At 36.3% G+C, this 24,434-nt stretch carries 29 protein-coding genes; 22 read left to right on the top strand and 7 right to left on the bottom strand.

All coding sequences use genetic code 11. The features are described 5' to 3' along the window. Positions 1 to 72 precede the first annotated feature (72 nt). The 10 genes from AC1DMU_RS01870 to AC1DMU_RS01825 all read left to right on the top strand — a co-directional run bounded on the left by AC1DMU_RS01870 (position 73) and on the right by AC1DMU_RS01825 (position 7,634). Positions 73 to 1,599, top strand: a complete 1,527-nt coding sequence (locus AC1DMU_RS01870; RefSeq protein WP_000450092.1) for a sodium-dependent transporter — start codon at positions 73 to 75, stop codon at positions 1,597 to 1,599. Continuing rightward, entirely contained in the window at positions 1,599 to 1,697 is a 99-nt protein-coding gene (locus AC1DMU_RS01865) for a methionine/alanine import family NSS transporter small subunit (RefSeq protein WP_000016829.1), read from the top strand. Before AC1DMU_RS01870 ends, AC1DMU_RS01865 begins: the two co-directional genes overlap by 1 nt. Before the next feature lie 116 nt (positions 1,698 to 1,813). Next, positions 1,814 to 2,434, top strand: a complete 621-nt coding sequence (gene spoVAA, locus AC1DMU_RS01860; RefSeq protein ID WP_087985124.1) for a stage V sporulation protein SpoVAA — start codon at positions 1,814 to 1,816, stop codon at positions 2,432 to 2,434. Beyond that, positions 2,427 to 2,843 (top strand): stage V sporulation protein SpoVAB, encoded by a 417-nt coding sequence (spoVAB, locus tag AC1DMU_RS01855; RefSeq protein WP_000572948.1) that lies wholly within the window; start codon positions 2,427 to 2,429, stop codon positions 2,841 to 2,843. Before spoVAA ends, spoVAB begins: the two co-directional genes overlap by 8 nt. Before the next feature lie 14 nt (positions 2,844 to 2,857). Next, positions 2,858 to 3,316: a stage V sporulation protein AC gene (gene spoVAC, locus AC1DMU_RS01850; RefSeq protein ID WP_000147730.1), complete on the top strand. Its 459-nt coding sequence runs from the start codon at positions 2,858 to 2,860 to the stop codon at positions 3,314 to 3,316. A 13-nt stretch (positions 3,317 to 3,329) separates the two neighbouring features. Then, positions 3,330 to 4,346 (top strand): stage V sporulation protein AD, encoded by a 1,017-nt coding sequence (spoVAD, locus tag AC1DMU_RS01845; protein ID WP_088064346.1) that lies wholly within the window; start codon positions 3,330 to 3,332, stop codon positions 4,344 to 4,346. A gap of 3 nt (positions 4,347 to 4,349) precedes the next feature. Further along, positions 4,350 to 4,700: a stage V sporulation protein AE gene (gene spoVAE, locus AC1DMU_RS01840; protein WP_000345909.1), complete on the top strand. Its 351-nt coding sequence runs from the start codon at positions 4,350 to 4,352 to the stop codon at positions 4,698 to 4,700. Between the two features lie 5 nt (positions 4,701 to 4,705). Further along, positions 4,706 to 5,275 carry a stage V sporulation protein SpoVABEA gene (gene spoVAEA, locus AC1DMU_RS01835; RefSeq protein WP_001254416.1) on the top strand — a complete coding sequence of 190 codons (570 nt, stop codon included), beginning with the start codon at positions 4,706 to 4,708 and terminating at the stop codon, positions 5,273 to 5,275. Further along, positions 5,262 to 6,734, top strand: coding sequence for a spore germination protein SpoVAF (gene spoVAF, locus AC1DMU_RS01830; protein ID WP_087985122.1), 1,473 nt, complete (start codon positions 5,262 to 5,264; stop codon positions 6,732 to 6,734). Before spoVAEA ends, spoVAF begins: the two co-directional genes overlap by 14 nt. A 96-nt stretch (positions 6,735 to 6,830) precedes the next feature. Further along, a complete protein-coding gene (locus AC1DMU_RS01825) occupies positions 6,831 to 7,634 on the top strand; it encodes a Cof-type HAD-IIB family hydrolase (RefSeq protein WP_002008448.1) in 804 nt (267 codons plus the stop codon). Positions 7,635 to 7,665: 31 nt separating this feature from the next. Here AC1DMU_RS01825 and AC1DMU_RS01820 read toward each other — a convergent pair whose 3' ends face one another. Beyond that, positions 7,666 to 8,532, bottom strand: coding sequence for a DUF1002 domain-containing protein (locus AC1DMU_RS01820; RefSeq protein ID WP_000850509.1), 867 nt, complete (start codon positions 8,530 to 8,532; stop codon positions 7,666 to 7,668). Positions 8,533 to 8,719: 187 nt separating this feature from the next. Between AC1DMU_RS01820 and AC1DMU_RS01815 the strand changes: the two genes are divergently transcribed. Together AC1DMU_RS01815 and ribT are read left to right on the top strand one after the other, a co-directional pair. After that, entirely contained in the window at positions 8,720 to 9,157 is a 438-nt protein-coding gene (locus AC1DMU_RS01815; protein ID WP_000853789.1) for a peptidylprolyl isomerase, read from the top strand. 468 nt (positions 9,158 to 9,625) lie between these two features. After that, on the top strand, positions 9,626 to 9,994 hold the full coding sequence (gene ribT, locus AC1DMU_RS01810; RefSeq protein WP_088064345.1) for a GNAT family N-acetyltransferase RibT: 369 nt from the start codon (positions 9,626 to 9,628) through the stop codon (positions 9,992 to 9,994). A 20-nt stretch (positions 9,995 to 10,014) separates the two neighbouring features. Here ribT and AC1DMU_RS01805 read toward each other — a convergent pair whose 3' ends face one another. Together AC1DMU_RS01805 and AC1DMU_RS01800 are read right to left on the bottom strand one after the other, a co-directional pair. Then, complete coding sequence (locus AC1DMU_RS01805) at positions 10,015 to 10,533, bottom strand: DUF309 domain-containing protein (protein WP_088064344.1); 519 nt, start codon at positions 10,531 to 10,533, stop codon at positions 10,015 to 10,017. A gap of 97 nt (positions 10,534 to 10,630) precedes the next feature. Further along, positions 10,631 to 10,726, bottom strand: coding sequence for a YjcZ family sporulation protein (locus AC1DMU_RS01800; protein WP_000510194.1), 96 nt, complete (start codon positions 10,724 to 10,726; stop codon positions 10,631 to 10,633). A gap of 169 nt (positions 10,727 to 10,895) precedes the next feature. Between AC1DMU_RS01800 and scpA the strand changes: the two genes are divergently transcribed. From scpA to phnF, 6 genes are all read left to right on the top strand, one after another. Next, positions 10,896 to 11,639, top strand: a complete 744-nt coding sequence (gene scpA, locus AC1DMU_RS01795) for a segregation/condensation protein A (RefSeq protein WP_001199757.1) — start codon at positions 10,896 to 10,898, stop codon at positions 11,637 to 11,639. A gap of 158 nt (positions 11,640 to 11,797) precedes the next feature. Next, positions 11,798 to 12,370 carry a segregation/condensation protein ScpB gene (gene scpB / locus AC1DMU_RS01790; RefSeq protein ID WP_000375162.1) on the top strand — a complete coding sequence of 191 codons (573 nt, stop codon included), beginning with the start codon at positions 11,798 to 11,800 and terminating at the stop codon, positions 12,368 to 12,370. 78 nt (positions 12,371 to 12,448) lie between these two features. Further along, entirely contained in the window at positions 12,449 to 13,351 is a 903-nt protein-coding gene (locus AC1DMU_RS01785; protein ID WP_001257286.1) for a ComEC/Rec2 family competence protein, read from the top strand. 207 nt (positions 13,352 to 13,558) lie between these two features. Next, complete coding sequence (gene nagA, locus AC1DMU_RS01780; RefSeq protein ID WP_002107769.1) at positions 13,559 to 14,701, top strand: N-acetylglucosamine-6-phosphate deacetylase; 1,143 nt, start codon at positions 13,559 to 13,561, stop codon at positions 14,699 to 14,701. A 4-nt stretch (positions 14,702 to 14,705) separates the two neighbouring features. Next, a complete protein-coding gene (gene nagB / locus AC1DMU_RS01775) occupies positions 14,706 to 15,494 on the top strand; it encodes a glucosamine-6-phosphate deaminase (RefSeq protein ID WP_001024205.1) in 789 nt (262 codons plus the stop codon). Next, positions 15,424 to 16,155, top strand: coding sequence for a phosphonate metabolism transcriptional regulator PhnF (phnF, locus tag AC1DMU_RS01770; protein ID WP_002194085.1), 732 nt, complete (start codon positions 15,424 to 15,426; stop codon positions 16,153 to 16,155). Before nagB ends, phnF begins: the two co-directional genes overlap by 71 nt. Positions 16,156 to 16,225: 70 nt before the next feature. On the opposite strand, the gene AC1DMU_RS01765 is transcribed toward phnF, so the two are convergent. Then, positions 16,226 to 17,032 (bottom strand): HAD family hydrolase, encoded by an 807-nt coding sequence (locus tag AC1DMU_RS01765; RefSeq protein WP_476941458.1) that lies wholly within the window; start codon positions 17,030 to 17,032, stop codon positions 16,226 to 16,228. A 165-nt stretch (positions 17,033 to 17,197) separates the two neighbouring features. On the opposite strand from AC1DMU_RS01765, the gene glcT reads away from it, so the two are divergent. The 4 genes from glcT (at position 17,198) to ptsP (ending at position 22,560) form a co-directional block, all read left to right on the top strand. Continuing rightward, positions 17,198 to 18,046 (top strand): glucose PTS transporter transcription antiterminator GlcT, encoded by an 849-nt coding sequence (gene glcT / locus AC1DMU_RS01760; RefSeq protein WP_001067321.1) that lies wholly within the window; start codon positions 17,198 to 17,200, stop codon positions 18,044 to 18,046. Positions 18,047 to 18,385: 339 nt separating this feature from the next. After that, positions 18,386 to 20,449: a PTS glucose transporter subunit IIABC gene (gene ptsG / locus AC1DMU_RS01755; protein ID WP_000473194.1), complete on the top strand. Its 2,064-nt coding sequence runs from the start codon at positions 18,386 to 18,388 to the stop codon at positions 20,447 to 20,449. Between the two features lie 135 nt (positions 20,450 to 20,584). Beyond that, the gene (gene ptsH / locus AC1DMU_RS01750) at positions 20,585 to 20,848 is read left to right on the top strand and encodes a phosphocarrier protein HPr (protein WP_000411080.1); all 264 of its coding nucleotides are present in this window, start codon (positions 20,585 to 20,587) and stop codon (positions 20,846 to 20,848) included. Beyond that, positions 20,848 to 22,560 carry a phosphoenolpyruvate--protein phosphotransferase gene (gene ptsP / locus AC1DMU_RS01745; protein ID WP_000174214.1) on the top strand — a complete coding sequence of 571 codons (1,713 nt, stop codon included), beginning with the start codon at positions 20,848 to 20,850 and terminating at the stop codon, positions 22,558 to 22,560. Before ptsH ends, ptsP begins: the two co-directional genes overlap by 1 nt. Positions 22,561 to 22,657: 97 nt before the next feature. Here the strand turns inward: ptsP and AC1DMU_RS01740 are convergent, their stop codons facing one another. From AC1DMU_RS01740 to AC1DMU_RS01730, 3 genes are all read right to left on the bottom strand, one after another. Continuing rightward, positions 22,658 to 23,026, bottom strand: a complete 369-nt coding sequence (locus tag AC1DMU_RS01740; RefSeq protein WP_088064341.1) for a DUF3915 domain-containing protein — start codon at positions 23,024 to 23,026, stop codon at positions 22,658 to 22,660. A gap of 196 nt (positions 23,027 to 23,222) precedes the next feature. After that, complete coding sequence (locus tag AC1DMU_RS01735; protein ID WP_088064340.1) at positions 23,223 to 23,441, bottom strand: hypothetical protein; 219 nt, start codon at positions 23,439 to 23,441, stop codon at positions 23,223 to 23,225. A 345-nt stretch (positions 23,442 to 23,786) separates the two neighbouring features. Continuing rightward, positions 23,787 to 24,404 (bottom strand): nitroreductase family protein, encoded by a 618-nt coding sequence (locus AC1DMU_RS01730; protein WP_000180385.1) that lies wholly within the window; start codon positions 24,402 to 24,404, stop codon positions 23,787 to 23,789. Positions 24,405 to 24,434: the final 30 nt, after the last annotated feature.

Here is a 24,434-nt window from a genome sequence, read left to right as displayed (position 1 = left end):
AGAATTTATTGATAATTTAGTAAATTTAAAATATAATCCAAGTATGAACTTGTCACAAAGGGGGAAGGAAATATGGAAACGAGGCAACAATGGGGAACGAGGGCCGGATTCATTTTCGCAGCGGTCGGCTCTGCCGTTGGATTAGGAAACATATGGCGTTTTCCTTATACAGCGTATGAAAATGGGGGAGGCGCATTCTTTTTACCGTACTTATTCGCATTATTAACGACTGGTATTTCATTATTGGCGTTTGAATTTGCTCTTGGGCATCGTCATCGTGGTTCGGCGCCACTTACATTCTTCCGTATTAGTCCGCGTGCTGAATTTATCGGATGGTGGCAAATGTGTGTAACGTTTATCGTTTCAACATATTATGCAGTAATTATTGCTTGGTCTATTTCCTATACGTACTTTGCAATTACTGGAGCATGGGGGAAAGACACGCAATCATTTTTATTTAAAGAGTATTTGCATGTTGCAGATAAGCCTGGACAGTTTGGAGGGCTCGTACCGGAAGTATTAATTCCATTAGCTCTCGTTTGGATTATCGTGCTCGGTGTAGCATTTAAAGGAGTTAAAAAAGGAATCGAAGTTGTTAATCGTATTTTCATCCCTTTATTAGTTGTTATGTTCCTTATTATCGTAGTTCGTGCAGTGACGATGGAAGGTGCAATGCAAGGGTTGGATGCATTCTTCAAACCAGATTGGAGTCGTATTTTTGATGGGAAAGTATGGCTTGCTGCTTATGGTCAAATTTTCTTTAGCTTATCTTTAGCATTTGGAATTATGATTACGTATTCTAGTTATTTACCGAAAAACTCAGATACAACAAATAATGCCTTTATTACTGGCTTTGCAAACTCAGGATTTGAATTGTTAGCTGGGATTGGGGTCTTTGCAGCTCTTGGATTTATGGCAAATAATATGGGAGTACCAGTTGATAAAGTAGCAAGTGCTGGTGTAGGACTTGCGTTCGTAGTATTCCCGCAAATCATTAATGAGTTACCGATGTCACCGTTATTTGGCGTATTATTTTTCTTATCATTAACGGTTGCTGGAATTACATCCCTCATTTCACTTGCGGAAGTATGTTTTGCTGCCGTATCTGAAAAGTTCAGCTTAAGTCGCCAAAAAACAATTGGAATTATGGGGACGCTTCTCGTACTAGTTTCTCTTGTTTTTGCAACACGTGGCGGGCTTATGTTCCTAGATGTTGTTGATTATTTCGCTAATAACTTCGGATTAATTTCAATTGCATTAGCGGAAGTGGTTACGATAGGGCTCATTCTACGCCGTTTACCAGTTTACCAAAATCATGCAAACTTCGTATCTGATATTAAGTTAGGGACGTTTTGGAGAGTAAGTTTACTCGTTATTACCCCGCTTATGTTAGGGTACATGTTAATTGATGGCACAATCCAAAATATTAAAAAGAACTACGGAGATTATCCAACGGAGTTTGTCGTAACATATGGTTGGTCAATTGCAGCAGCCTTCCTTATCGTTGCACTAATCATTAGTATAAAGAAATGGAATGCACAAATACATTCAGATTCTGCTAAGCTTGAAAAAGAATGGAAAGATCGGGGTGTTTCATAATGAGCGGATCAGCGATTATGATGATGGTGATTGGTATGGTAGTCATTTGGGGAGGACTCGCATTAAGTATTGCAAATTTATTTAAGAAAAAGGCATAAACTAAAAAACATCTGTACCGAAACGGTACAGATGTTTTTTTATGAAAAAATTGTATTAGAAAAAAATTCAATAACCATACTACAACTACGAGGAAGAGTGAAGAGGTGAATAGAAATTGGAACAAACAATTTATATTAAAATGCGTAATCGATTAAAAGTTTCTCCTACGTATGAAGTGAAACTACGTGATGTCGCTCAACTTGCCGGAGATACTGAGGTAGTTGAGTCGTTACAGGATGAGGTAGTTTACAAAATAACAGCGCATGATAAGACACATGTTGTAATTGATGTTATGAAAATTATTGAGATTATTAGGCGAAAAGCGGCTCATATACAAATTAATTTACTCGGTTCTGGACAAACTCTTGTTGAAATTATATATGAAAAAAAGAAAGTACATCCGGTTTTCTTCGGACTTGTATGGTTGTTACTTTTTATTGGAGCGGCTCTTGCGATCATTTATTTCCATGAAGATGTAAGCATGCAACAAGTGCACCAGCGGTTATATTACATGATTACGGGAGAATTTAAGGCGCAGCCACTGCTATTTCAAATTCCTTATTCAGTAGGTCTTGGGTTAGGTATGGTCTTATTTTTTAATCATGTATTTCAAAAGCGAATTAATGAAGAGCCGAGTCCGTTAGAAGTGGAGATGTTCCAATATCAGCAGTCACTTGACCAATATGTAATTGTTCATGAAAACAAGGACAATATGAAACAACTTGCCGATGATTGAGTCTGGGCTTGTTATTTTAATTGGTTTAGCGGGAGGAATTGCAGTGGGTAGCGGATATGTCGCATTTTTAGCTGTACTTGGTATAATCCCCCGTCTAGCTCAATTAACGAGAAGTGGAAAGCACATTCAATATTTTGAGTGGGCAGTTATTGCAGGTACGTTAACAGGAGCTTGGTGTAGTTTGAAAAACATTACATTTCAAACGTCGCAATATTGGCTTGTTATATTAGGAATATTTTGTGGCACATTCATTGGAATGCTTGCAGCCGCATTAACAGAAGTGTTAAATGTTTTACCTATTTTAGCGAAACGAGTAGGGGTAGAAGGGAAAATCGTTGTTTTACTCGTTGCTCTTGTACTTGGCAAAGTAATAGGCTCATTGTTTCACTGGATTTATTTCGTAAAGTAGGAGGCAGTATATAAATGACAGGGCGAAAACTAAAGGATGATTACATAAATAAAGTGAAGGAGTACCATCCAAAACCAAACTATTTCCTAAATTGTGTCAAGGCATTTCTTGTAGGTGGATTCATTTGTACTGTCGGAGAAGTATTGATGAAATTTTATATACATTATTTTCATTTCAGTGAACAAGAGGCAGGAAATCCGACAGTTGCAACGCTTGTATTATTATCGGCGATTTTAACAGGTTGTGGTGTATATGATAAAATCGGTCAATTTGCTGGAGCGGGATCGGCCGTACCTGTTACGGGATTTGCGAATTCTATGGCGAGCGCTGCGCTAGAACATAAGAGTGAAGGAATTGTGCTTGGGGTTGCTACAAATATGTTTAAGCTAGCGGGAAGTGTTATCGTTTTTGGGGTCGTTGGTGCATACGTTATTGGATTAATAAGATATACTTTTAACATTTTTATGTCTTAAAGGAGGGGCTAGTATGAGGTTGACCGGAAAACAAACGTGGGTATTTCAAAATGATATTTATGTGAATGCAACCGGTACTGCTGTCGGTCCAAAAGAAGCTGAGGGCCCTCTTGGGAAGGATTTTGATATTTCATATGATGATTTACATTGCGGAGAGGAAAACTGGGAACTTGCTGAACGAAGGTTAATGTCAGATTCAATTCAACAAGTCTTGCAAAAAGGAAATGTAAAAACATCACAAATTGATTTCTTTTTAGCGGGTGATTTATTAAATCAAACAGTGACAGCAAATTATGTTGCGCGTAGGTGGGGGATTCCCTTTTTAGGGATGTTTAGCGCTTGTGCAACCTCGATGGAGACTTTAGCGGTTGGATCAGCCTTTATAGATGGTGGATTCGCAAATCGTGTTTTAGCGACGGTAAGTAGTCATAATGCAACGGCTGAAAGACAGTTCCGTTATCCAACAGAGTATGGGGGACAAAAACCAGGAACAGCAAATTCCACTGTTACAGGTGCGGGATCCATATTAATTAGTAAAGAAAAAAGTGCTATTAAAATTACGGCAGCTACGATTGGAAAAGTGCAAGATTTAGGGATTGCGAATCCTTTAGATATGGGGTCGGCGATGGCACCTGCTGCTGCTCATACAATTCAACAACACTTTGAAGATTTGAAGAGAAGTGCAGCAGATTATGATTTGATTGTTACCGGTGATTTATCAGCTATTGGGACACCAATAGCAAAACAACTGTTACTGGAAGAAGGTTATGATCTTGGGCATATATATAATGATTGCGGATTAATGATTTATGATCCCGGTCAAGAAGAAGTATTTGCCGGTGGTAGTGGTTGTGCTTGTTCAGCTGTTGTCACATATGGTCATTTATTAAGCGAGATGCAAAAAGGGAATTTACAACGAATTTTTGTCGTTGCTACTGGTGCGTTATTAAGTCCGATGATGATGCAGCAGAAAGAAACCATTCCAACAATTGCACATGGTGTCGTATTTGAGAGAGTGAAGGGAGAGTGAATTGTGGATTTTATATATGCATTTCTTGTAGGAGGCGCCATTTGTGTAATTGGACAGGTATTGTTAGATTTCGCAAAGTTAACACCAGCCCATTTAATGGCTACCTTTGTAGTTATAGGAGCAGTTTTAGATGGATTTGGATTGTACGATAAGCTTATAAAGTTTGCTGGTGCTGGGGCGACAGTTCCTATTACAAGTTTTGGACATTCACTATTACATGGGGCAATGCATGCGGCAGAAAAACACGGATATATTGGGATTGGTATGGGTATGTTTAGTTTAACGTCTGCAGGCATTTCTGCAGCGATATTATTTTCATTTTTTGTAGCACTTATATGTAAACCGAAAGGATAAATCAAATGAGACGAAGGGTTGTTTTGGTCACAGATGGAGATGAATATGCAAAGCGAACAATTGAGCTTTTAACGAAGGAATTTGGGGGAAGGTGTATTTCAGCATCACAAAGTAATCCAACCAAATTGACAGGGAAGAAAGTTGTTGAGCTTATTATGCAAACGCCATATGACCCTGTATTTGTCATGTTTGATGACAGTGGATTTATTGGAGAAGGATCTGGTGAAAAGGCTTTAAAATATGTAGCCACACATAAACAAATTGATGTACTGGGGATTTTGGCAGTAGCGTCTAATACACATCATTGGGAATGGGCACGTGTAGATGTCAGTGTAGATCGAAACGGGAATTTAACCGAATACGGTGTTGATAAATTTGGACTTCCAGATGGTGAAATTGGCAGAATTAGCGGAGATACAATTTATTGTTTAGATGATCTGAATGTTCCTGTCATTGTGGGAGTTGGTGATATTGGTAAGATGTGTGGAAACGATGAATGGGAGAGAGGATCACCTATTACTAGAAAAGCGATTCAATTAATTTTGGAAAGGAGTGGTTTTTATGACGAAGCCTAAAAAAGTGGATATCCCTATTTCATCTTTCATAAGTGATAATGAAAATTACTTAAAGCAAACAGCTGGACTGGGTGTTACATACGACGTTGGCATTCGTAAATTTCAAATTTTAAATAAAGAAATTGGTGTGTTATTTGTAAACGGACTTTGTGATACAAATTATATTATCCCTATTTTAGAAGAAGCGGTGGATACAAATGAGATAAGGGATGTAGAAGAAGATACAGTGAAGCTTTTAGAGAATCGTTTAATCCATCAACAAGTAAGCAAAGTGAAAACGATGGATGAGGTAATGCTCCAAGTATTATCAGGACTTATTGTTATATTTGTGGAAGGTGAAACGGAAGCGTTCGCAATAGATGTTCGCAGCTATCCAGGACGAACACCGACAGAACCTGATACTGAAAAAGTAGTACGCGGTGCGAGGGATGGATTTGTTGAAAATATCGTTGTAAATACAGCGTTAATTCGTAGGAGAATTCGAGATCCACGTCTTCGAAATGAAATGATTCGAGTAGGAGATAGATCCCAAACTGATATTTGTATTACATATGTTCAAGATGTTGCAAATCCAGATTTAGTAAAGATTATAAAGCAAGAATTAAATAACATTGATGTCGATGGAATTACGATGGCGGATAAAACAGTGGAAGAATTTGTTGTAAAGCAAAGCTATAATCCATTCCCGCTTATTCGATATACAGAAAGACCGGATGTAGCGGCGAATCATTTATTAGAAGGACATGTGTTAGTACTAGTTGATACATCACCGAGTGCTATGATTACTCCAACAACATATTTCCACCATTTACAGCATGCGGAAGAGTTTAGACAAAATCCAGCTGTCGGTACATTTTTACGTTGGGTACGCTTTTTAGGTGTCTTATTCTCCTTATTTTTACTACCATTTTGGTTAGTGTTTGTATTTGATCCAACTCTTTTACCAGAAAAACTTGCTTTCATTGGACCGACTAAGATGACACATTTACCAATTCTATTACAGGTGTTGATGGCCGAAATCGGACTTGAGTTTTTAAGGATGGCAGCCATTCATACGCCAACGCCGTTATCTTCTGCTGCAGGGTTAATTTCCGCCATATTAATTGGTCAAATAGCAATCGATGTAGGTTTGTTTGTACCAGAAGTTATTTTGTATGTAGCAGTTTCTATGATCGGTGCATATGCAACACCGAGTTATGAATTAGGATTAGGAAATAAAGTTGGAAAATTGTTTGTTATTATTTTAACAGGTCTCTTCCATGAGATGGGATTTGTAATTGGTATGACGATATTGATTTTATTTTTAACGTCTATAAAAAGTTTACAAACGCCTTATTTATGGCCGTTTTTACCATTTGATTGGGGTGCATTAACAAAAATTCTACTTCGCCCGACGATGTCTAGTTTAAAAGTACGACCAAGTATTGTAAGACCTCAAAATGTAAAAAGACAAAAATAAACGGGATTATACACCCGTTTATTTTTTTAGCAAAAATTTATTGTTTTTTAACAAAAATCAAACATTTTTTGTGTACACTTAGAGTAGATATTGTGTATGGAAGGGGAAGAGGACATGATTAAATTATTTGTAAGTGATTTAGATGATACGCTCGTTTATAATGTGAATCATATGCAAAAAGAAGATGAACGTGCACTTTGTTGGTTAGCTGAAAAAGGGACAAATATTTGTTTTGCCTCTGGCCGCTTTACTCATCGAATTGATGAAGTCGTAAATAGGTTTGCATTCCCGTATTACACAACTAGTTTAAATGGAGCAACGATGTTACTGCCGGATGGAAAAATATTTCATGAATCAAGTTTTGAAGATGGGATTGCCCAGGAAATATATCGATATATCCATAAAAAGGGACTAGCAGATATTGTTTGTGCAAATGAGCAACGGTATACAAAAAGAAAGAATGAACATCATCATACTTTTGAAACGTATATGGGCGTGCATATTGCTGAGATAGAAGCATTAGAAGAGGAATTTGGTAAGACTGTACATCCTGCGAAATTGTTTGTTTTTGGGGAAGAAGAGACAATTGCAGCATTAGATCAAGAGTTACGAGATACATTTCAGAGCGAAGCGGAAGTTTTTATGTCTGGTAAACGCTATGTTGACATTATGCCAAGGGGAGTAAGTAAAGGGAGTGCTTTAAGGCGACTAATGGAACATTTACAAATTGAAGCAAATGAAGTTGCATGCATTGGAGATTCTTTCAATGATATTTCTATGTTTGAAGTAACTCCGCATTCATTTACTCTACATCATGCTCATCCATATGTGAAGAATAAGGCAAATCATATTGTTCGTTCGGTCGAAGAAGCTGTTATGAAATTGCCATTACTTGTATAAAAAAAGAAGCTCGTCACTGACGAGCTTCTTTTTACTTGAATAACGATTTAACAAAATCAATGATACTTGAGAAGAAATCTTTAACTTTATCTAGGAAACCTTGCCCTTCTTCAGATCCTAAAAAGGCAGAAACGTGTTCTTTTGCTTTATTTAACTGACTGCCAACTTGATTCCAATCGATATTAAGATTTTTCATTTTATCAAATAGCGCAACTAAGTTATCTAACTGTTCATCCGTTAATGTAATACCAAGTTGATCCGCAATTTTTTTAATTAATGAACGTAAATCTTCAGTCGTTTTTGGCTGTTCTTTGGCAATTTCTTCTTTAATTTTTGCAACAAGTTGAACTGCTTTTTCTTCACCAATTTTATCGCCGAGCTGGGCTGTTTGCACCATTTCTTCATTGGCTACTTTTTTTACTTCCTCAGGAATTGCTTTGTTCGATGTTGTTTCATAGGCTTTCATTAAACCGGTTAAAGCAGCAGTTCCTGAAACTTTAAATGGTGCAGTAATTTGAATTTCTGCATCTTTCACACCTGCTGTAATAAGTGCGTTTGTGTACATTGCATCTGTTATCGAATTAATGTTTTTTGAACGTACAATGAGACCAGAACCTGGCTTTGTGTATGTAATCATAGAAGAGGAAATTGCTCTCGTACCAATTTGGGCTTTTGGAACAATCCCTTCTAGAAATTTATGTTCTTCCGCATTAGACACAGTAATGATTGTAGCATCTTTTGGTGCTTTCATTTCTTTTAACAGATCTTGTTTTTGTTGTTCAGACAAGTTTTCTCCTAGTGTAACAATTGATTCTCCTTCGATGATGTCTGCAAACGAAGCTGTTGGCATCATAAATACCGTTACAGCCAATAGCAGAGCTAGTAATTTCGTTTTCACGAAAAATCGCTCCCTTTCTCTTTCTAAAATTTTCGGGCAACACAGTTATTATAGTATATATTTCTTATTTGTCACCTAGCTTTTTCCACATTTCGAAAAAGAAGTATCTAGATTGTCGGATTCTTTTTGTTTCTAGTCATGAATGTGGTAATATAGTGCTGAGATAGTTGAAAGGAGACATATACGTATGAAAACTTTAGGATACATATTAATGGAAAATGGTGAAAAAATCGAGTTAGAATTTTTCCCAGAAGAGGCACCAAAAACAGTAGAAAACTTTAAAAAACTAGCAGAGCAAGGATTTTATGATGGTGTGACATTCCACCGCGTTATTCCTGGCTTCGTAAGCCAAGGTGGAGATCCAACAGGAACAGGTGCAGGTGGCCCAGGTTACTCTATCCCATGTGAAACTGATGGAAATCCTCATAGACACCTTGTAGGTTCACTTTCTATGGCTCATGCTGGCCGTAATACAGGCGGTAGCCAATTCTTTGTTGTTCATGAGCCACAACCGCATTTAGATGGTGTACATACTGTATTCGGTAAAGCAACAAGCGGTATTGAAACAGTATTAAACATGCGTCAAGGCGATGTAATGAAAGAAGTTAAAGTTTGGGAAGAATAAGTTAATGGGAAAAGAGAGCTATGGCTCTCTTTTTTGTTTTTTAATAGGAACGGGTATTTCGTTTGCAGTACATGATACAAGTAGTACTGTTATTGTAGCGAAAATATGGCGCTTATAAGAACAAAATTTTAACAAATTACATAGAATACATTAGATTTCATGTTTCAATAAATATTTTTATTACATTAATTTTGCTAGAATTCATTTGCTCTCAGGTGATGAATATTGGAGTGGTAATGAGCGGTGGATGTTTCTTTTTACTTTCATATAACAGCGTTTCTTTGTTAATCTACTTAGAAAAAATAGTACTGAAACATATATTTGACTTTCTTCTTTTTGCTTTGTATGATTATCAAGTTGTTTTAGGCCCTTCTCACTCTGTTGAAAATATTGTAAAATGAATGTGATATGAAAAGAGTGGTTGAGGGGATTAATAGTTTGTAACTTTTGTAAGAAGGGATAAGGGTTATGTTAATTCGTTTTAAAAAAAGTTATGAAAAGATTGCAATGGGGCTTCTTTCATTTATGCCAACTGAAAAAGATGTGAAAACATTACAATTGACTATGAAAGATTATGAGGCAAAGGATGATTGGCAATTGTATTTGTGGAAACAAAACGAAGATTTTGTTGGGATAATGGGGATTGTAAAAAAAGAGAATCAAGTGATGGAAATTCAGCATTTGAGTGTGAACCCGTCTCATCGTCATATGGGTATTGGAACGAAGATGGTTCAAGAGTTAAAGAGTAAATTTCTTGAGTTTACAATTTGCGGAAATGAGCAAACAGCAAGTTTTTGCAAAAAGTGTAAAGGGCTAGAACAAAATATACATTCGTAAAAGCAGAGATAAGTGGTTTATTATCTCTGCTTTCTTTTTTGTAATTGTTCGTTTCGTTCAGCGATAACCTCTGTTCGATCACGTAATGTGTGCTTATGTATTATATATTCATTAGAAGTAGCATTCACGTCTTTCCAAGGAAGGTTTTGTTTCTGGCATAATTCCATGCAGTGCTTTTCTAATGCTGTATCCGATAACGGTAAAAATAACGGTGTAAAACTCTCTTCTTTCTGTATAGATTGCAATCTATCCTGGAGTAAGCATAGAAGTTGTGTCTGATTTATTCCTAAACGTAGTAAAGGTGCACTGTTTTTTTCTAAAATCGTTATGGCGCTTTTCATCATCTTTTCTGAGCCATTCCAGTTAGAGCGTCTTTGATGGTATAAAGAAACTGCAATTTGAATAAGACCGACTAAATAATTATCACGATTTCCTCTCGGTTTTGTTTTCCAATATTCTTCCAGTGTTTCGTGGCATTCAAAATAATCATAATCTCCGTGAAAATGAATTAAAAATTGTATGTATTCGGTAGGATACATTTTCTTCACCCCTGTTTAACGGTTATAAATACAAGTGTATCATAGAAATATAAACAATAAACGACTAGGGAATTGTCCCTAGTCGTTATTGTTCATATTAGCAGAAGCAAGCTGCCCCTACAATAATTAGTAAAATAAACAATACAACAAGTAATGCGAACCCACCGCTAAAACCGCAATCAACGTGACCCATAGTTTTTTGACCTCCTACATTGTTCTTACTACACTGTTATCATATGAAGCGGTGGGCATGATGATATAGGCATAGGTCTATTTTTAATTAAATTTCTTAAAAAGGTTGGATAGAACATGAGTATGCTCTATACTTATGTTGTTATAGAAAAAATGTGGTGGGATGCTTTGTGCAGTATAATTTTAAAGTAGAGGCTTTTGAAGGGCCTTTAGATTTATTGTTACATTTAATACATCGTTATGAAATTGACATATATAATATTCCTGTAGCGGAAATTACAGAGCAATATTTATCTTATGTTCATACGATGAAAGAACTACAATTAGATGTTGCAAGTGAGTATTTAGTAATGGCTGCGACTTTATTACAAATTAAAAGTAAAATGTTGTTGCCGAAACATGAAGAAGATGTACTTGATAACGGTGATGACTTTATAGATGATCCTCGTCAAGAATTGATGGAGAGGTTAATTGAATATAAGAAATATAAGCAAGTTGCTACTGAGCTAAAAGAAAGAGAACAAGAAAGAGCACAGCTATATACACGTCCGCCAATTGATTTTACATCGTTACAACAAGAAGAGGAGACAAACTTGCCTCTTGATGTTACGTTATATGATATGCTAGCGGCATTTCAAAAATTAATGCGCCGTAAAAAAGCAAAGAAACCTGTAACAACACGTATTACTCGTCAAGAAATACCAATTGAAAAGCGCATGATTGATATTTTAAAACAGTTAGAAATACAAGGTGGTCGTCAAAGTTTTTATGATTTGTTTGTTGATGATGAACGGGAAATAATGGTTGTAACATTTTTAGCGGTTCTTGAGCTTATGAAAAATCAACAAATCATAATTGAACAAGAACATAATTTTGATGAAATTTTCGTATCAAGCTCTACTAAATCTGCATAGATTTAGTATGGAAAATGGGATGGGAATAATATATCTCATGCTAGGTTTGAATGTATCGTTTGGAACAAGAGAAAAAATATTGAACCGAACGCATTGATTGTGATTCGGTTTTTTGATGTGTATTTTTATGGAGAAAATTGGAGGAAGGAGCTCGTAAAATGGATAGAAAAGAACAGAAATCAATCATTGAAGGGCTTTTATTTGTTTCTGGTGATGAAGGGATTTATCCAGAACAAATAGCGAAAGTGCTTGAAATTGAAGGAAATGAAGTAATCGATATTTTAGAAGAAATGCAAAAAGAATGTGAAGGTGCACACCGCGGTTTGCAAATTGTACAGTATGCAAAAGTATATCGTTTTGCTACAAAGAAAGAACATGCTTCGTACTATCAAAAATTAATAGATATCCCAACAGCTGCTTCACTTTCTCAGGCTGCTTTAGAAACGTTAGCGATTGTGGCATATCGTCAACCTATTACAAGGACTGAAATGGAAGAGATTAGAGGGGTGAAAACCGATAAGGCGTTACAAACGTTAGTTTCACACTTACTTATAAAAGAAATGGGAAGAGCAGAAGGGCCAGGGCGTCCTATTTTATATGGAACAACGAAAGAATTTTTGGATACATTTGGATTGAAAACATTAGATGATTTACCGGCACTTTCTGAAGAGAATGAACAAATGAATGAAGCAGATTTATTCTTTGGTTCTTTACAGGAGATATCGAAATAAAAGCTTAGCATTTTGCTAAGCTTTTTTTGTATATCAATTATATACCGTGCCATACTAATTGAAAAAAGGAGACGAGTTATGAGAAGTATGCGAGGTATTTTATTGTTAGTTTCTGTTTTGTTATGCTTTTCTTTAAATAGTGCATCGGCTAAAAGATATATGATGTCTATTCATACCGCGTCTCCTTTACATATGCAGCGGCAACATTTTGGTAAAATGAAAGTGAGTTTTTTAAAAGTTGGACAAGGTGATGCGACACTTATTACATTGCCAAATGGACAAACGATGTTAATTGACGGGGGACCTTATGAAGCCGGAGAGGTTATCATTCAAAAACTAATCGAAAAAGGGATTAACCATTTAGATGCTATCGTCAGTACGCATCCTGATATGGATCACATTGGAGGACTTATTCCGATTGTAGAGCAAATGCCGGTATCGCTTATATTAGATAGTGGAAAAACATATAGTTCTTTTACGTATCATACATACCGGAATCATATTAAAAAAAGAGGAATTCCTTTCGTTTCAGTAAAAGAGGGACAATACATACCGCTAGATCCGCATGTTTCCATACAAGTATTAAACAATGGGAAATCAAAAGATGAAAATAATGAATCTTCAATTGTGTTGAAGGTACGATACGGAAAAGCGGATTTTTTACTAATGGGTGATGCTGATGTGCGGACGGAAACTGAAATATTAAAGCAGTTTGATGTACATGCAGATGTGTTAAAGGTGGGACATCATGGCTCCTATACTTCAACAAGTGAAATGTTTATAAAAAAAGTAGAACCACAGTTTGCGATTCTTTCATATGGAAGCAGAAATCCATATGGACATCCGCATCAAAGTGTAGTGAGACGCTTAAAACAGCATGGTATAATGATATATGGAACAAATAAACGTACAGTAGAAATGGAAACAGACGGCGAGCATATTACAATAGGCTCTAGTGGATTAATGCCATTACTTAAGTGAGTAATATGATAGGGGATATTCTCCCTTTTTGGAAAACTGAATAACATATATTATAATTGCAAGAGACGTACTAAGTTTCCTTTTTGTTAAACAAAGAGGAAATTTCATTCGAATGTCTAGACAACTACTCGTGCATATATTAAGATGGAATTAGGCGAATAAGGTAATAATAACAAGTAGGTATTTCATGGGAAAGGATCGATGAAAATGAAAACGCAAGTTGTCATCAATGCCAAAATTTATACAGGTCAAGAAGTAGTGGAAAACGGATTTATTCGTTACGCAGAAACAATTAAAGAAATTGGTTTGATGGCTCAATATGTATCACAAGAAAATGAAGCGGTTTTAGATGCAGCAGGGAAGATTGTGATTCCAGGTATGATTGATGTTCATATTCATGGTGGATACGATATTGATGCGATGGATGCAAATAGCGATGGATTAGTAACTCTAGGTAAAGAAATGTTAAAAGAAGGAGTTACAACTTACTTTCCAACAACAATGACACAAGCTCCAGAAGCAATCGAAGCGGCACTACATGCTGCGAAGGAAGCGAAAGAAAAAGGAGCACATTTCGAATATATTCACTTAGAAGGACCGTATGTTTCAAAAAAACGTGCAGGTGCACAACCACTTGAACATATTGTTCCTGCGAATATTGAACAATTTAAACAATGGCAGGAAGCAAGCGGGAATCTAATTAAATTAGTAACATATGCACCTGAAGAAGAAGGTGCGTTAGAGTTTGAGCAGTATCTTGCTGAAACTGGTGTTGTTGGCACAATGGGGCATACAGATGCAATTGATGCGCAACTAAAAAATAGAAACATTACACATGCAACGCATTTATACAATCAAATGCGTGGATTACATCACCGAGAACCAGGAGTTGTTGGTCATGTGTTATTAAATCCAGATGTAATGGTTGAAGTAATTACAGATGGTATTCATATTCACCCTGATATGGTGAAATTAGCATATAAATTAAAAGGACCGAAAAAAGTAAGTGTTATTACTGACGCAATGCGTGCAAAAGGTCTTGAAGATGGATTATATGAGCTTGGCGGACAGCCAGTACATGTAAAAGATGGTAGTGCTCGATTAGAAGATGGAACGTTAGCTGGTAGTATTCTAAAAATGGATCAAGCTTTCCGAAATGTAATTGAATTTACAGGTTGTTCAATCGAAGATGCAGTACTGATGACATCAGTTAACCAAGCAGAAGAGTTTGGATTAAATCATAAAGGTGCATTAGCGGTAGGAAAAGATGCAGACTTTGTTGTGATGAATGAAGATTTACATGTATATGATACGGTTCGTTTAGGAATTCATATGAAGGAAGGGAAGTAATTAAATGAATATTCTTGTTGTAAAAACTCCAGAAGAACTAGCAGAAGCAGGATATAAATTAATTGAAGAAGTTGTAAAAACAAAAGAAAATCCAACATTAGGAATGGCTACAGGAAGCTCTCCATTAGGTATTTATGCAGAAATGCGAAAAAATAAACTTGATACAAGCCGTGTAACCACTGTAAACTTAGATGAGTACGTAAATTTACCACATGAAGATAAAAACAGCTATCACTATTTCATGCAAGAACAGTTGTTTGATCATCTTCCATTTAAACAAACTTATGTACCAAACGGGATGGCAAGTGATTTAGAGGAAGAGTGCAAACGTTACGAGGGCATTCTAGCTGCTAACCCAGTTGACCTACAGATTCTTGGAATCGGTGAAAACGGTCACATCGGATTTAACGAACCAGGAACACTGTTTAATTCTCCAACAAACATTGTTGAATTAACAGAATCTACACGCCAAGCAAACCTTCGCTTCTTCGAAAAAGAAGAAGATGTGCCAACGCATGCGATTACAATGGGAATTGGAAGCATTATGAAAGCGAAACAAATTTTACTTGTTGCTATGGGTTCTAAAAAGGCAGAAGCTGTGAAAGAATTATTGCAAGGTGAATATAGCGAAGCGTGTCCTGCTACAGTTTTACAACGTCATCCGAATGTAACCGTAATCGCTGATCAAGAAGCTCTATCTTTATGCAGTGAGGCGATTGCTGATGAACATCGACAAGTATTCACCATTTCCGATCTATTATCAGATTCAAGAGTGGGTGAAACAGCTAATTGAGGACGGCGAATGGAAGCCGGGAGATAAAATCCCATCTGAGAATGAACTTTGCGATAAGTTCGAAGTGAGTCGTATGACAATCAGACAGGCGATTAATAATTTGGTGGAACAAGGTTATTTATATCGGAAACGTGGAATCGGTACGTTTGTCCAACTTCCGAAAGTGGAACAAAAATTGCAAGGAATGACGGGATTCACAGAAGATATGATTTCTCGTGGGATGAACCCAAGTAGTCAATTACTTAGTTTCCGCCTAGTTCCAGCTACTGCGAAAATAGCAGACCGGTTGAGAATACAGGAGGGAGAGTCGGTTTATGAAGTGAGGCGTATACGTTTAGCTGATGATGAACCGATTGCTTTTGAGACGACATATTTGTCGCCAGCTCTTGTAAAAGATATTAACGAAGAAATATTGCAACAATCTTTATATGAACATTTAGAGAAAAAACTGGGCTTTAAACTTGTTAGCGCTACTCAATCAATTGAAGCTTCAATTGCAACGGATAATGAAGCTGAACATCTGCATATTCCTAAAAAGGCGCCAGTGCTTGTAATGCGTCAATGGTCATATTCAGAAGGTGAAGTACCGTTAGAGTATGTGAAATGTATTTATCGTGGGGATCGTTATAAGTTTATTACAAACATCGCACGTAACAAATAATATATTTCAGTTCGTGAAGTACAGTTAATGTCAAATTGTTTAACATGTAAAGAAAAAATACGACTCATCCTTACAAGGAGTGAGTCGTATTTTTATTATGAGTAATTACGTGGTTAACAGCATCTTTAACTGTATTTACTACATAGTGAGCGTGTTCTTTTACTGCTTCATCTGCTTGAGACATAGCAAAACTGTGAGGAGTTAAAGAAAACATCGGGATATCATTATAAGAATCCCCTATGCAAGCAACTTCCTCTGGTTGTAGTTGAAACTCTTTTAATAAAACAGAAATAGCAGCCCCTTTACTAATATTAGGTGGCATTACATCTAAACATTGTTCTGCTGAAATGAATGTACTAACTTTTCCGTGGAATTTTTCATCAATTTTTTTCTGAAGGAGTTGTAAGCTTTCCTTTGTTCCACCGACAGAGATTTTATTTGGGAAAATTGTATCATCAATTTTCTGTAATAGATGCGGTTCTTCAACAGAAGTCATCGTTACTTGTTGTTCAAGCTCATGAATGAACGGTGTTTTCTCTTCAATGTAATAATTATGCTCATCACTTACATAACGAAAATAAGGATCTTCATTTGTCATTGCTAACAGATCAGGTAGAATACTCGAATCAAATGTTGCGGATAATAGTTGCTTGTTTTCATGTGTGTACACGAAAACACCATTTACACTAATACGATGGAAATTTGTATTTACAGCTTTCATTAAGTCTGCAATTTCATTATCCAATCGGCCAGAAGCGAAACAAAGAATAACATTTTGCTCAGCAAGACTACGAAGTGCTGCAATATCTTGTTCGTCAATTAGCCCTCCGTGTTGCATCATTGTACCATCGATATCACTTACAAACATTTTAATCATGTTGTTATCTCCTTTCTATGTACAGTTGCTCTTACATTATACGCATCATATATAAACATGTCTAAAAAATGAATTTTTATGAAATGGTAGATGTTTTACATTGACGACAAAGAAGAATGTTCTGTAACATAAAAGCAGGCTATTTAAGTACGAGGGTGGTGTTATATGAATAATTATCTAGAAATTAAAAAAGTTTTAAATAATAATGTCATCATTGCTAGCCATCCTGAACATGAGGAAGTAGTAGTGATTGGTAAAGGAATTGGATTTGGGAAAAAAGCGAAAGATGTATTGGAGCAAGAACAAATTGAAAAAATGTTTGTTTTAAAAAATGAACGTGATCGTGAACAATACAAACTGTTAGTGCCGCATGTGAGTGAAAAACTAATTGAATTAATGAATGATATTATGTTCTACATTCAAGAAAAAGCAAAATCACCATTGAATGAACATATTCATATCGCTTTAACAGATCATATTTCTTTTGCGATTAAGCGGTTAAAACAAGGACTTACAATAGATAATCCTTTTTTAGTTGAAACGAAAATGCTCTATCCAGAGGAATATGAAATTGCTGAAGGGGTTGTAGACCTTTTAAATTCTCGTTTACAAATTACATTGCCAGAAGGAGAAATTGGTTTTATTGCACTCCATATTTACAGTTCGCTTACAAATTCAGATTTATCTTCAGTTAATCAAAACTCCCGTCTCATTGCACAGCTCGTATCTTTAATTGAGACAAACTTACAAATTACATTAGACCAAGAAAGTATCCACTATTTACGCCTTATCCGTCATTTACAATACGCAATTGAACGGGTAAAAAAAGGGGAAAAAGTAGAGGAATCACAAAGTTTTGCTGATTTATTAAAGGCAGAATATCCTGTCTGTTATAATTTAGCTTGGAAGCTAGTTAAGGTCATGCAAAAAGAATTGCAACTTCCTGTGTATGAAGCAGAGAGCATATATTTAACGATGCACCTGCAGCGCTTAGTGAAAGCAGAGCATGTGTAAAAAGACATATATTTTTGTCTAAAATGAAAACGTTAAAAAAAATCATTGAATCGCTTACAATAGTTATGTATAATAACTATTGCAAAGTTATACAAATTTCGACAAACACATTAAGGTAAGTAACGAAAACGTTTGCCTTAATTATAGTGAACTTATACGTAAACCTATTTTTGACACGTGTTACTGATTCGATCAGGCATGAGTGGAGAAAAGCAAGGAATGTAAGCTTGAGAAAGGGATATACTACCCTTTGTATAGCTATCGTTCTATCTTTTTTTCCTCATGTCTTTTTGGCGTTTGTCGGAAGGTATCAATATAGATAAGAGAGGAAGGGTTTCCATGTTTAAGAAGATCTTTGGTGTTCTTCAAAAAGTCGGAAAAGCGTTAATGCTTCCAGTAGCGATTTTACCGGCAGCAGGTATTTTACTTGGATTTGGTAATGCATTTCAAAATCCACAGTTAACAAATGTTATTCCTGCTTTAAAAGCAGATTGGTTCGTAATGGTAGCAAAAATTATGGAACAATCTGGTGATATTATTTTCGCTAACCTTGCATTATTATTCGCAGTTGGGGTAGCAATTGGTTTAGCTGGTGGAGACGGAGTAGCTGGATTAGCAGCGTTCGTCGGCTACTTAATTATGAACAAAACGATGAGTGTGTTCTTAGAAGTAGATAAGCTAGTGAAAGTAACAAGTTCTGGAGCAGACCCAGTAAAAATTGGATTTACAGATCCAGCATATGCAAACGTATTAGGAATTCCAACGCTACAAACGGGAGTGTTTGGTGGTATTATCGTCGGTATAGTAGCGGCATATTGCTACAATAAATATTTCAACATTGAATTACCATCATACTTAGGTTTCTTCGCAGGTAAGCGTTTCGTACCGATCGCAACTGCAACATTCTCTTTAGTAGTAGGTATAATCATGTGTTTCATTTGGCCATACATTCAAGGTGGCTTAAATACGTTCTCACATCAAATGATTGATGCAAATAGAACATTAGCAGCATTCATATTCGGTTTAATTGAACGTTCATTAATTCCATTTGGATTACATCATATTTTCTATTCACCGTTCTGGTTCGAATTCGGTCAGTATACAAATGCAGCTGGCGAATTAATCCGTGGTGACCAAAAAATCTTTATGGCACAGTTAAAAGACGGTGTAGAATTAACAGCAGGTACATTTACAACTGGTAAGTATCCGTTCATGATGTTCGGTCTTCCAGCAGCAGCATTAGCAATGTACCATGAAGCACGTCCAGAAAATAAAAAATTAGCAGCTGGTATTTTAGGTTCTGCTGCATTAACATCTTTCTTAACAGGTATTACAGAACCACTTGAATTTTCATTCTTATTCGTAGCACCAGTACTATTCGGAATTCACGCAGTATTCGCTGGTCTATCATTTATGACAATGCAAATTTTAGGTGTTAAAATTGGTATGACATTCTCTGGTGGTTTAATCGACTTTATGTTATTCGGTGTACTGCCAGGCCGTACAGCATGGTGGTGGGTAATTATTGTTGGTCTTGTACTAGCAGTTATTTACTACTTCGGATTCCGCTTTGCAATCCGTAAATGGGATTTAAAAACACCTGGTCGTGAAGTAGCAAATGCAAATGACGGCGCAGGTAAAACAGAAGCAGGAGAACTTCCACGTGAAGTATTAGTAGCACTTGGTGGTAAAGAAAACATTGCTTCTTTAGACGCTTGTATTACTCGTTTACGTGTTCAAGTTAACGAACAAAAGAATGTAAACAAAGATCGCTTAAAAGAGCTTGGAGCAGCTGGTGTACTTGAAGTTGGAAATAACATTCAAGCTATTTTTGGACCGAAATCTGACACATTAAAATCACAAATTCATGATATTATGTCAGGTCGTACACCTCATGTTGAAAAAGAAGAGCCTGTAAAGGTAGAAGAAACTCCTAAACAAGTTGATGAAAACGAAACAATCGTATCACCAATTGAAGGGAAAATCTTACCGATTACAGAAGTACCTGATCAAGTATTCTCAGGAAAAATGATGGGAGACGGATTTGCAATCGAGCCAACAGAAGGAACAGTAGTTTCTCCAGTTAACGGTGAGATCGTCAACGTATTCCCTACAAAGCATGCGATTGGTATTCAATCTGAAGGCGGAAAAGAAATTTTAATCCACTTCGGTATTGATACTGTAAAATTAAATGGTGAAGGTTTTGAAGCACTTGTAGCACAAGGCGACAAAGTGAAACAAGGACAACCATTATTAAAAGTAGATCTTGCATTTGTAAAAGAAAATGCACCATCTATCATTACACCAATTGTCTTTACGAATTTACAACAAGGACAACAAGTCGAATTGAAAAAAGATGGAAATGTTAAGAAGGGCGAAAACGCTATTATTGACATTCAGTAGGAATTTGACGCAAAATGTTTATAATTATAATAGGCGATGTGGTTGACCGAACATCGCCTATTATATACAATAGATGATGTAGTACTCACGTCTATACAACTAAAAAATACTGTAATTTAAAGGAGATAAATTATCATGGAAAAAATCTTTAAAGTAACTAGCGACTCAGGAATTCATGCTCGTCCAGCAACTCTACTTGTAAACACTGCAAGCAAATTTGGTTCTGACATTAACTTAGAGTATAACGGAAAAAACGTTAACTTAAAATCAATCATGGGCGTTATGTCTTTAGGCATTCAACAAAACGCAGAAATTAAAATCACTGCAAATGGTGATGATGCAGCTCAAGCACTAGCAGCTATCGAAGAAACTATGAAAAACGAAGGATTAGGAGAATAATGACTCTTAACATTCAAGGGATCGCTGCATCAAGTGGGATTGCTATTGCAAAGGCTTTCAGACTTGAGAATCCTGAATTTAACATCGAAAAGAAATCAATTACAAACGAAGCTGCTGAAATTGCACGCTTAGACGCTGCGCTTGAGAAAGCAAAAACTGAATTAGAAGCAATTAAGGACCATGCTTTTGCTGAGCTGGGTGCCGATAAAGCTGCGATCTTTGAAGCACATTTATTAGTGTTAAATGATCCAGAACTAGTAAACCCAGTAAAAGATAAAGTAAATAGTGAAAAAGTAAATGCTGAATTTGCAATGGATGAAGTTGCATCAATGTTTATTTCTATGTTTGAAAACATGGATAACGAATATATGAAAGAACGTGCTGCGGACATTCGTGACGTAACAAAACGCGTTCTTGCACATTTACTAGGAATTAACTTCTCAAACCCTGGTACAATTTCTGAAGAAGTAATCATCATTGCTGAAGATTTAACACCATCTGATACAGCTCAGTTAAACCGTAAGTATGCAAAAGGTTTTACAACTGATATCGGTGGACGTACATCTCACTCTGCAATTATGGCTCGTTCTATGGAAATTCCTGCAGTTGTTGGTACGAAAGTTGTTATGGAGAAAATCCAAAACGGCGATATCGTAATCATCGACGGTTTAGATGGAGAAGTAATTGTAAATCCATCAGAAGAAACTCTTCGTTCTTTTGAAGAAAAGAAAGCGAAATTTGAAGAGCAAAAAACTGAATGGGCAAAATTAAAAGACCAAGCTACTGTAACAAGTGATGGACATCACGTTGAGCTTGTTGCAAATATCGGAACACCAAATGATGTACAAGGTATTATCGATAATGGCGGAGAAGGCGTTGGTTTATACCGTACAGAATTCTTATACATGGGCCGTGACAATCTTCCAACAGAAGAAGAGCAGTTCGAAGCGTATAAAGCAGTTCTTGAAGGTGTAAAAGAAGGTCAACCTGTTGTTGTTCGTACACTTGACATCGGTGGAGATAAAGAGCTTCCATACTTACATTTACCAAAAGAAATGAACCCATTCTTAGGATACCGTGCAATTCGCTTATGTCTTGATGAGCAAGATGTGTTCCGCACACAACTTCGTGCATTACTTCGTGCTAGCGTATACGGTAACTTAAAAATTATGTTCCCAATGATTGCAACTCTTGATGAGTTCCGTCAAGCGAAAGCAATCTTATTAGAAGAGAAAGCGAAACTTGTAGAAGCGGGTACAACTGTTTCTGATTCTATTGAAGTCGGTATGATGGTTGAAATCCCAGCTTCAGCAGTATTAGCAGATCAATTCGCAAAAGAAGTTGATTTCTTCTCTATCGGAACAAATGACTTAATCCAATACACAATGGCTGCAGACCGTATGAACGAACAAGTAGCTTACTTATACCAACCATATAACCCATCTATTTTACGTCTTGTAAAAATGGTTATCGATGCGGCTCATAAAGAAGGCAAATGGGCTGGTATGTGTGGTGAGATGGCGGGAGATTCACTTGCTATCCCATTATTATTAGGATTAGGTTTAGATGAGTTCAGTATGAGTGCAACATCTATTCTTCCTGCAAGAACACAACTAAGCAAGTTGTCAAAAGCAGAAATGGAAACATTAGCAGAAAAAGCATTAATGATGTCAACTGCAGAAGAAGTTGTTGAACTAGTTAAAAGCATATAATCAATAAAAAAACCTGAGTCGATTTGAAATCGGTCTCAGGTTTTTTCTATGAGAAAAGTAAATCTTATTTTCTTACTATAGAGGATAAGGAACGGAATTAGATAGCGATAGCAACGATATCAGTTGGGCATACACGTAAAATACCAGTAAAAGTATTTCGATTTTGATTGTTCTTATCGTCTTTATTATTATCTTTATCGTCTTTGTTATTACGAGCTAAAGCAGAGAAAAGAGCAACGCCGTTAGCGAAACCTTCAAAAATTACATTGTTGAATGTTCCGTTACCTCTAATGCTTAAAAGAGAAAGTTCTGTTCCAACTGAAATGTTAGCAAGCACGTTACATACAGCAGGTCGTTGTGGTCTAACTTCCTCTCTCTCTTTCTCGCGATGGTCACGATGGTCGCACTCTCTTTCACGATGATGACAGTCTCTAAAGTTATCACAGCATCCAAATGATCCAAACATAATCCTCATCACCCCCTTCACACTTATAATCTATGTAAGTTCGGTAGTGAGTGACTGGACAGAGAGTGGAATTTTTTCTGGGGGATTTTCTCATTTTAAAAGACTAGCTGGGTGTTTAGTACGGAATGATGTTTAAAATAGGGGAAATATCACAAAAAAGTGTAAAGACCACCGAAATGAATGAAATAGGTAGGCTTTACACTTTTTTACTTTTATATAAAACGATGATATATACAGGGAGAGCTAAGAGTAGTGGTGCAATGGATCTTGCAGTATGTTTTTCTGCGTCTAATTTGAACGCTTCTTCTTTTGGGAATTGTAACACTGATATGTTTGTAGCATCGCCAATAAAATATAACAGCAGTACAGTTACTATGTAACTTAAAAGTGCGATAAAGCTTCCGTATGAACTCAATGAAAATCCCTCTCTTGTTATCTATTTGTTATCATTGTATCATAATTGTAACAAAAACACACGGTTATATTTCGATACTTTAACAAAATTCGACACGAAACGCCATTTATGTGTATGGGAATAGCATGAAGTTTACTGTTTTTTTATGTATAGATGTCGAATAATACATTGTAATATTACGGATGTGTGACAGGATAAAAAAGAAACGAAGGTAATGAAATTACCTTCGTTTCTTTTTTATTCTGTATTAAAGAGCAGTAAGCCCCCCACCTCAAAATTCAGCGAAAGCAAAGAAGTTAGGCGGAGGATTAACTGTCCATAAAAACCGATTATAGTTTCACTTTATTATTTTGCCCATTCACTCACTTGTTCTACGCTCATTCGTGGTGCAGGATGACCTTTTAAAGTTGATTCACCAATTGTAATAAGCATAATTGGTACGTAACGAGATGAAACATTGAATTCTTCTGTAAGTGCTTGTGGGTTGAAACCACCAATAGCACAAGTATCCCAGCCAGTTGCTTTAGCCGCAAGCATAAGTTGCATTGCTGCTAAAGATGCATTTGAAAAGGCTGCATCTCTTGGAAATTGCTCACGAGCATATGCAGACTCAATATTTTTAGCTAAGCGTTCTTTTGCTTCTTCTTTCATAAATCCTTGTTCTACAATTGGACCATAAACTGGTTCAACGTTTTTATAAGCTTCTAAATCACCTAAAATAGCGACTACAGCAGAAGCATCAAGTATTTGTTGCTGGTTATAAGCAATTGGATGCAATCGTTTCTGTACATCTTCACCTTGGAATACAAGGAATTTCCAGTGCTGCAAGTTCCAAGCAGAAGGTGCTTGAGCAGCTCCCTTTAAAATCTCGTGTAACTCTGTAGATGAAATTTCTTTCTCTGGGTTGAATGCACGTGTAGATGTGCGTTCGTATAGAACATTAAAAAAGTTGTCGTTTGTCATTATATATCCTCCAAGTAACATATCAAATTA

It is taken from the genome of Bacillus sp. 01N45 (genome assembly GCF_056399205.1).
This window is presented reverse-complemented; position numbering and strand designations above follow the sequence as displayed.

Bases quoted from the DNA above. Each gene is read 5' to 3' on its own strand.
- ribT (WP_088064345.1), top strand. From the start codon at position 9,626: ATGTTAATTCGTTTTAAAAAAAGTTATGAAAAGATTGCAATGGGGCTT.
- AC1DMU_RS01865 (WP_000016829.1), top strand. From the start codon at position 1,599: ATGAGCGGATCAGCGATTATGATGATGGTGATTGGTATGGTAGTCATT.
- ptsP (WP_000174214.1), top strand. From the start codon at position 20,848: ATGACTCTTAACATTCAAGGGATCGCTGCATCAAGTGGGATTGCTATT.
- scpB (WP_000375162.1), top strand. From the start codon at position 11,798: ATGGATAGAAAAGAACAGAAATCAATCATTGAAGGGCTTTTATTTGTT.
- AC1DMU_RS01800 (WP_000510194.1), bottom strand. From the start codon at position 10,726: ATGGGTCACGTTGATTGCGGTTTTAGCGGTGGGTTCGCATTACTTGTT.
- AC1DMU_RS01785 (WP_001257286.1), top strand. From the start codon at position 12,449: ATGAGAAGTATGCGAGGTATTTTATTGTTAGTTTCTGTTTTGTTATGC.
- nagB (WP_001024205.1), top strand. From the start codon at position 14,706: ATGAATATTCTTGTTGTAAAAACTCCAGAAGAACTAGCAGAAGCAGGA.
- spoVAF (WP_087985122.1), top strand. From the start codon at position 5,262: ATGACGAAGCCTAAAAAAGTGGATATCCCTATTTCATCTTTCATAAGT.
- ptsG (WP_000473194.1), top strand. From the start codon at position 18,386: ATGTTTAAGAAGATCTTTGGTGTTCTTCAAAAAGTCGGAAAAGCGTTA.
- spoVAC (WP_000147730.1), top strand. From the start codon at position 2,858: ATGACAGGGCGAAAACTAAAGGATGATTACATAAATAAAGTGAAGGAG.
- AC1DMU_RS01805 (WP_088064344.1), bottom strand. From the start codon at position 10,533: ATGTATCCTACCGAATACATACAATTTTTAATTCATTTTCACGGAGAT.
- AC1DMU_RS01870 (WP_000450092.1), top strand. From the start codon at position 73: ATGGAAACGAGGCAACAATGGGGAACGAGGGCCGGATTCATTTTCGCA.
- spoVAEA (WP_001254416.1), top strand. From the start codon at position 4,706: ATGAGACGAAGGGTTGTTTTGGTCACAGATGGAGATGAATATGCAAAG.
- phnF (WP_002194085.1), top strand. From the start codon at position 15,424: ATGAACATCGACAAGTATTCACCATTTCCGATCTATTATCAGATTCAA.
- AC1DMU_RS01825 (WP_002008448.1), top strand. From the start codon at position 6,831: ATGGAAGGGGAAGAGGACATGATTAAATTATTTGTAAGTGATTTAGAT.
- AC1DMU_RS01815 (WP_000853789.1), top strand. From the start codon at position 8,720: ATGAAAACTTTAGGATACATATTAATGGAAAATGGTGAAAAAATCGAG.
- ptsH (WP_000411080.1), top strand. From the start codon at position 20,585: ATGGAAAAAATCTTTAAAGTAACTAGCGACTCAGGAATTCATGCTCGT.
- spoVAB (WP_000572948.1), top strand. From the start codon at position 2,427: ATGATTGAGTCTGGGCTTGTTATTTTAATTGGTTTAGCGGGAGGAATT.
- nagA (WP_002107769.1), top strand. From the start codon at position 13,559: ATGAAAACGCAAGTTGTCATCAATGCCAAAATTTATACAGGTCAAGAA.
- glcT (WP_001067321.1), top strand. From the start codon at position 17,198: ATGAATAATTATCTAGAAATTAAAAAAGTTTTAAATAATAATGTCATC.
- AC1DMU_RS01740 (WP_088064341.1), bottom strand. From the start codon at position 23,026: ATGTTTGGATCATTTGGATGCTGTGATAACTTTAGAGACTGTCATCAT.
- AC1DMU_RS01765 (WP_476941458.1), bottom strand. From the start codon at position 17,032: ATGATTAAAATGTTTGTAAGTGATATCGATGGTACAATGATGCAACAC.
- AC1DMU_RS01730 (WP_000180385.1), bottom strand. From the start codon at position 24,404: ATGACAAACGACAACTTTTTTAATGTTCTATACGAACGCACATCTACA.
- spoVAD (WP_088064346.1), top strand. From the start codon at position 3,330: ATGAGGTTGACCGGAAAACAAACGTGGGTATTTCAAAATGATATTTAT.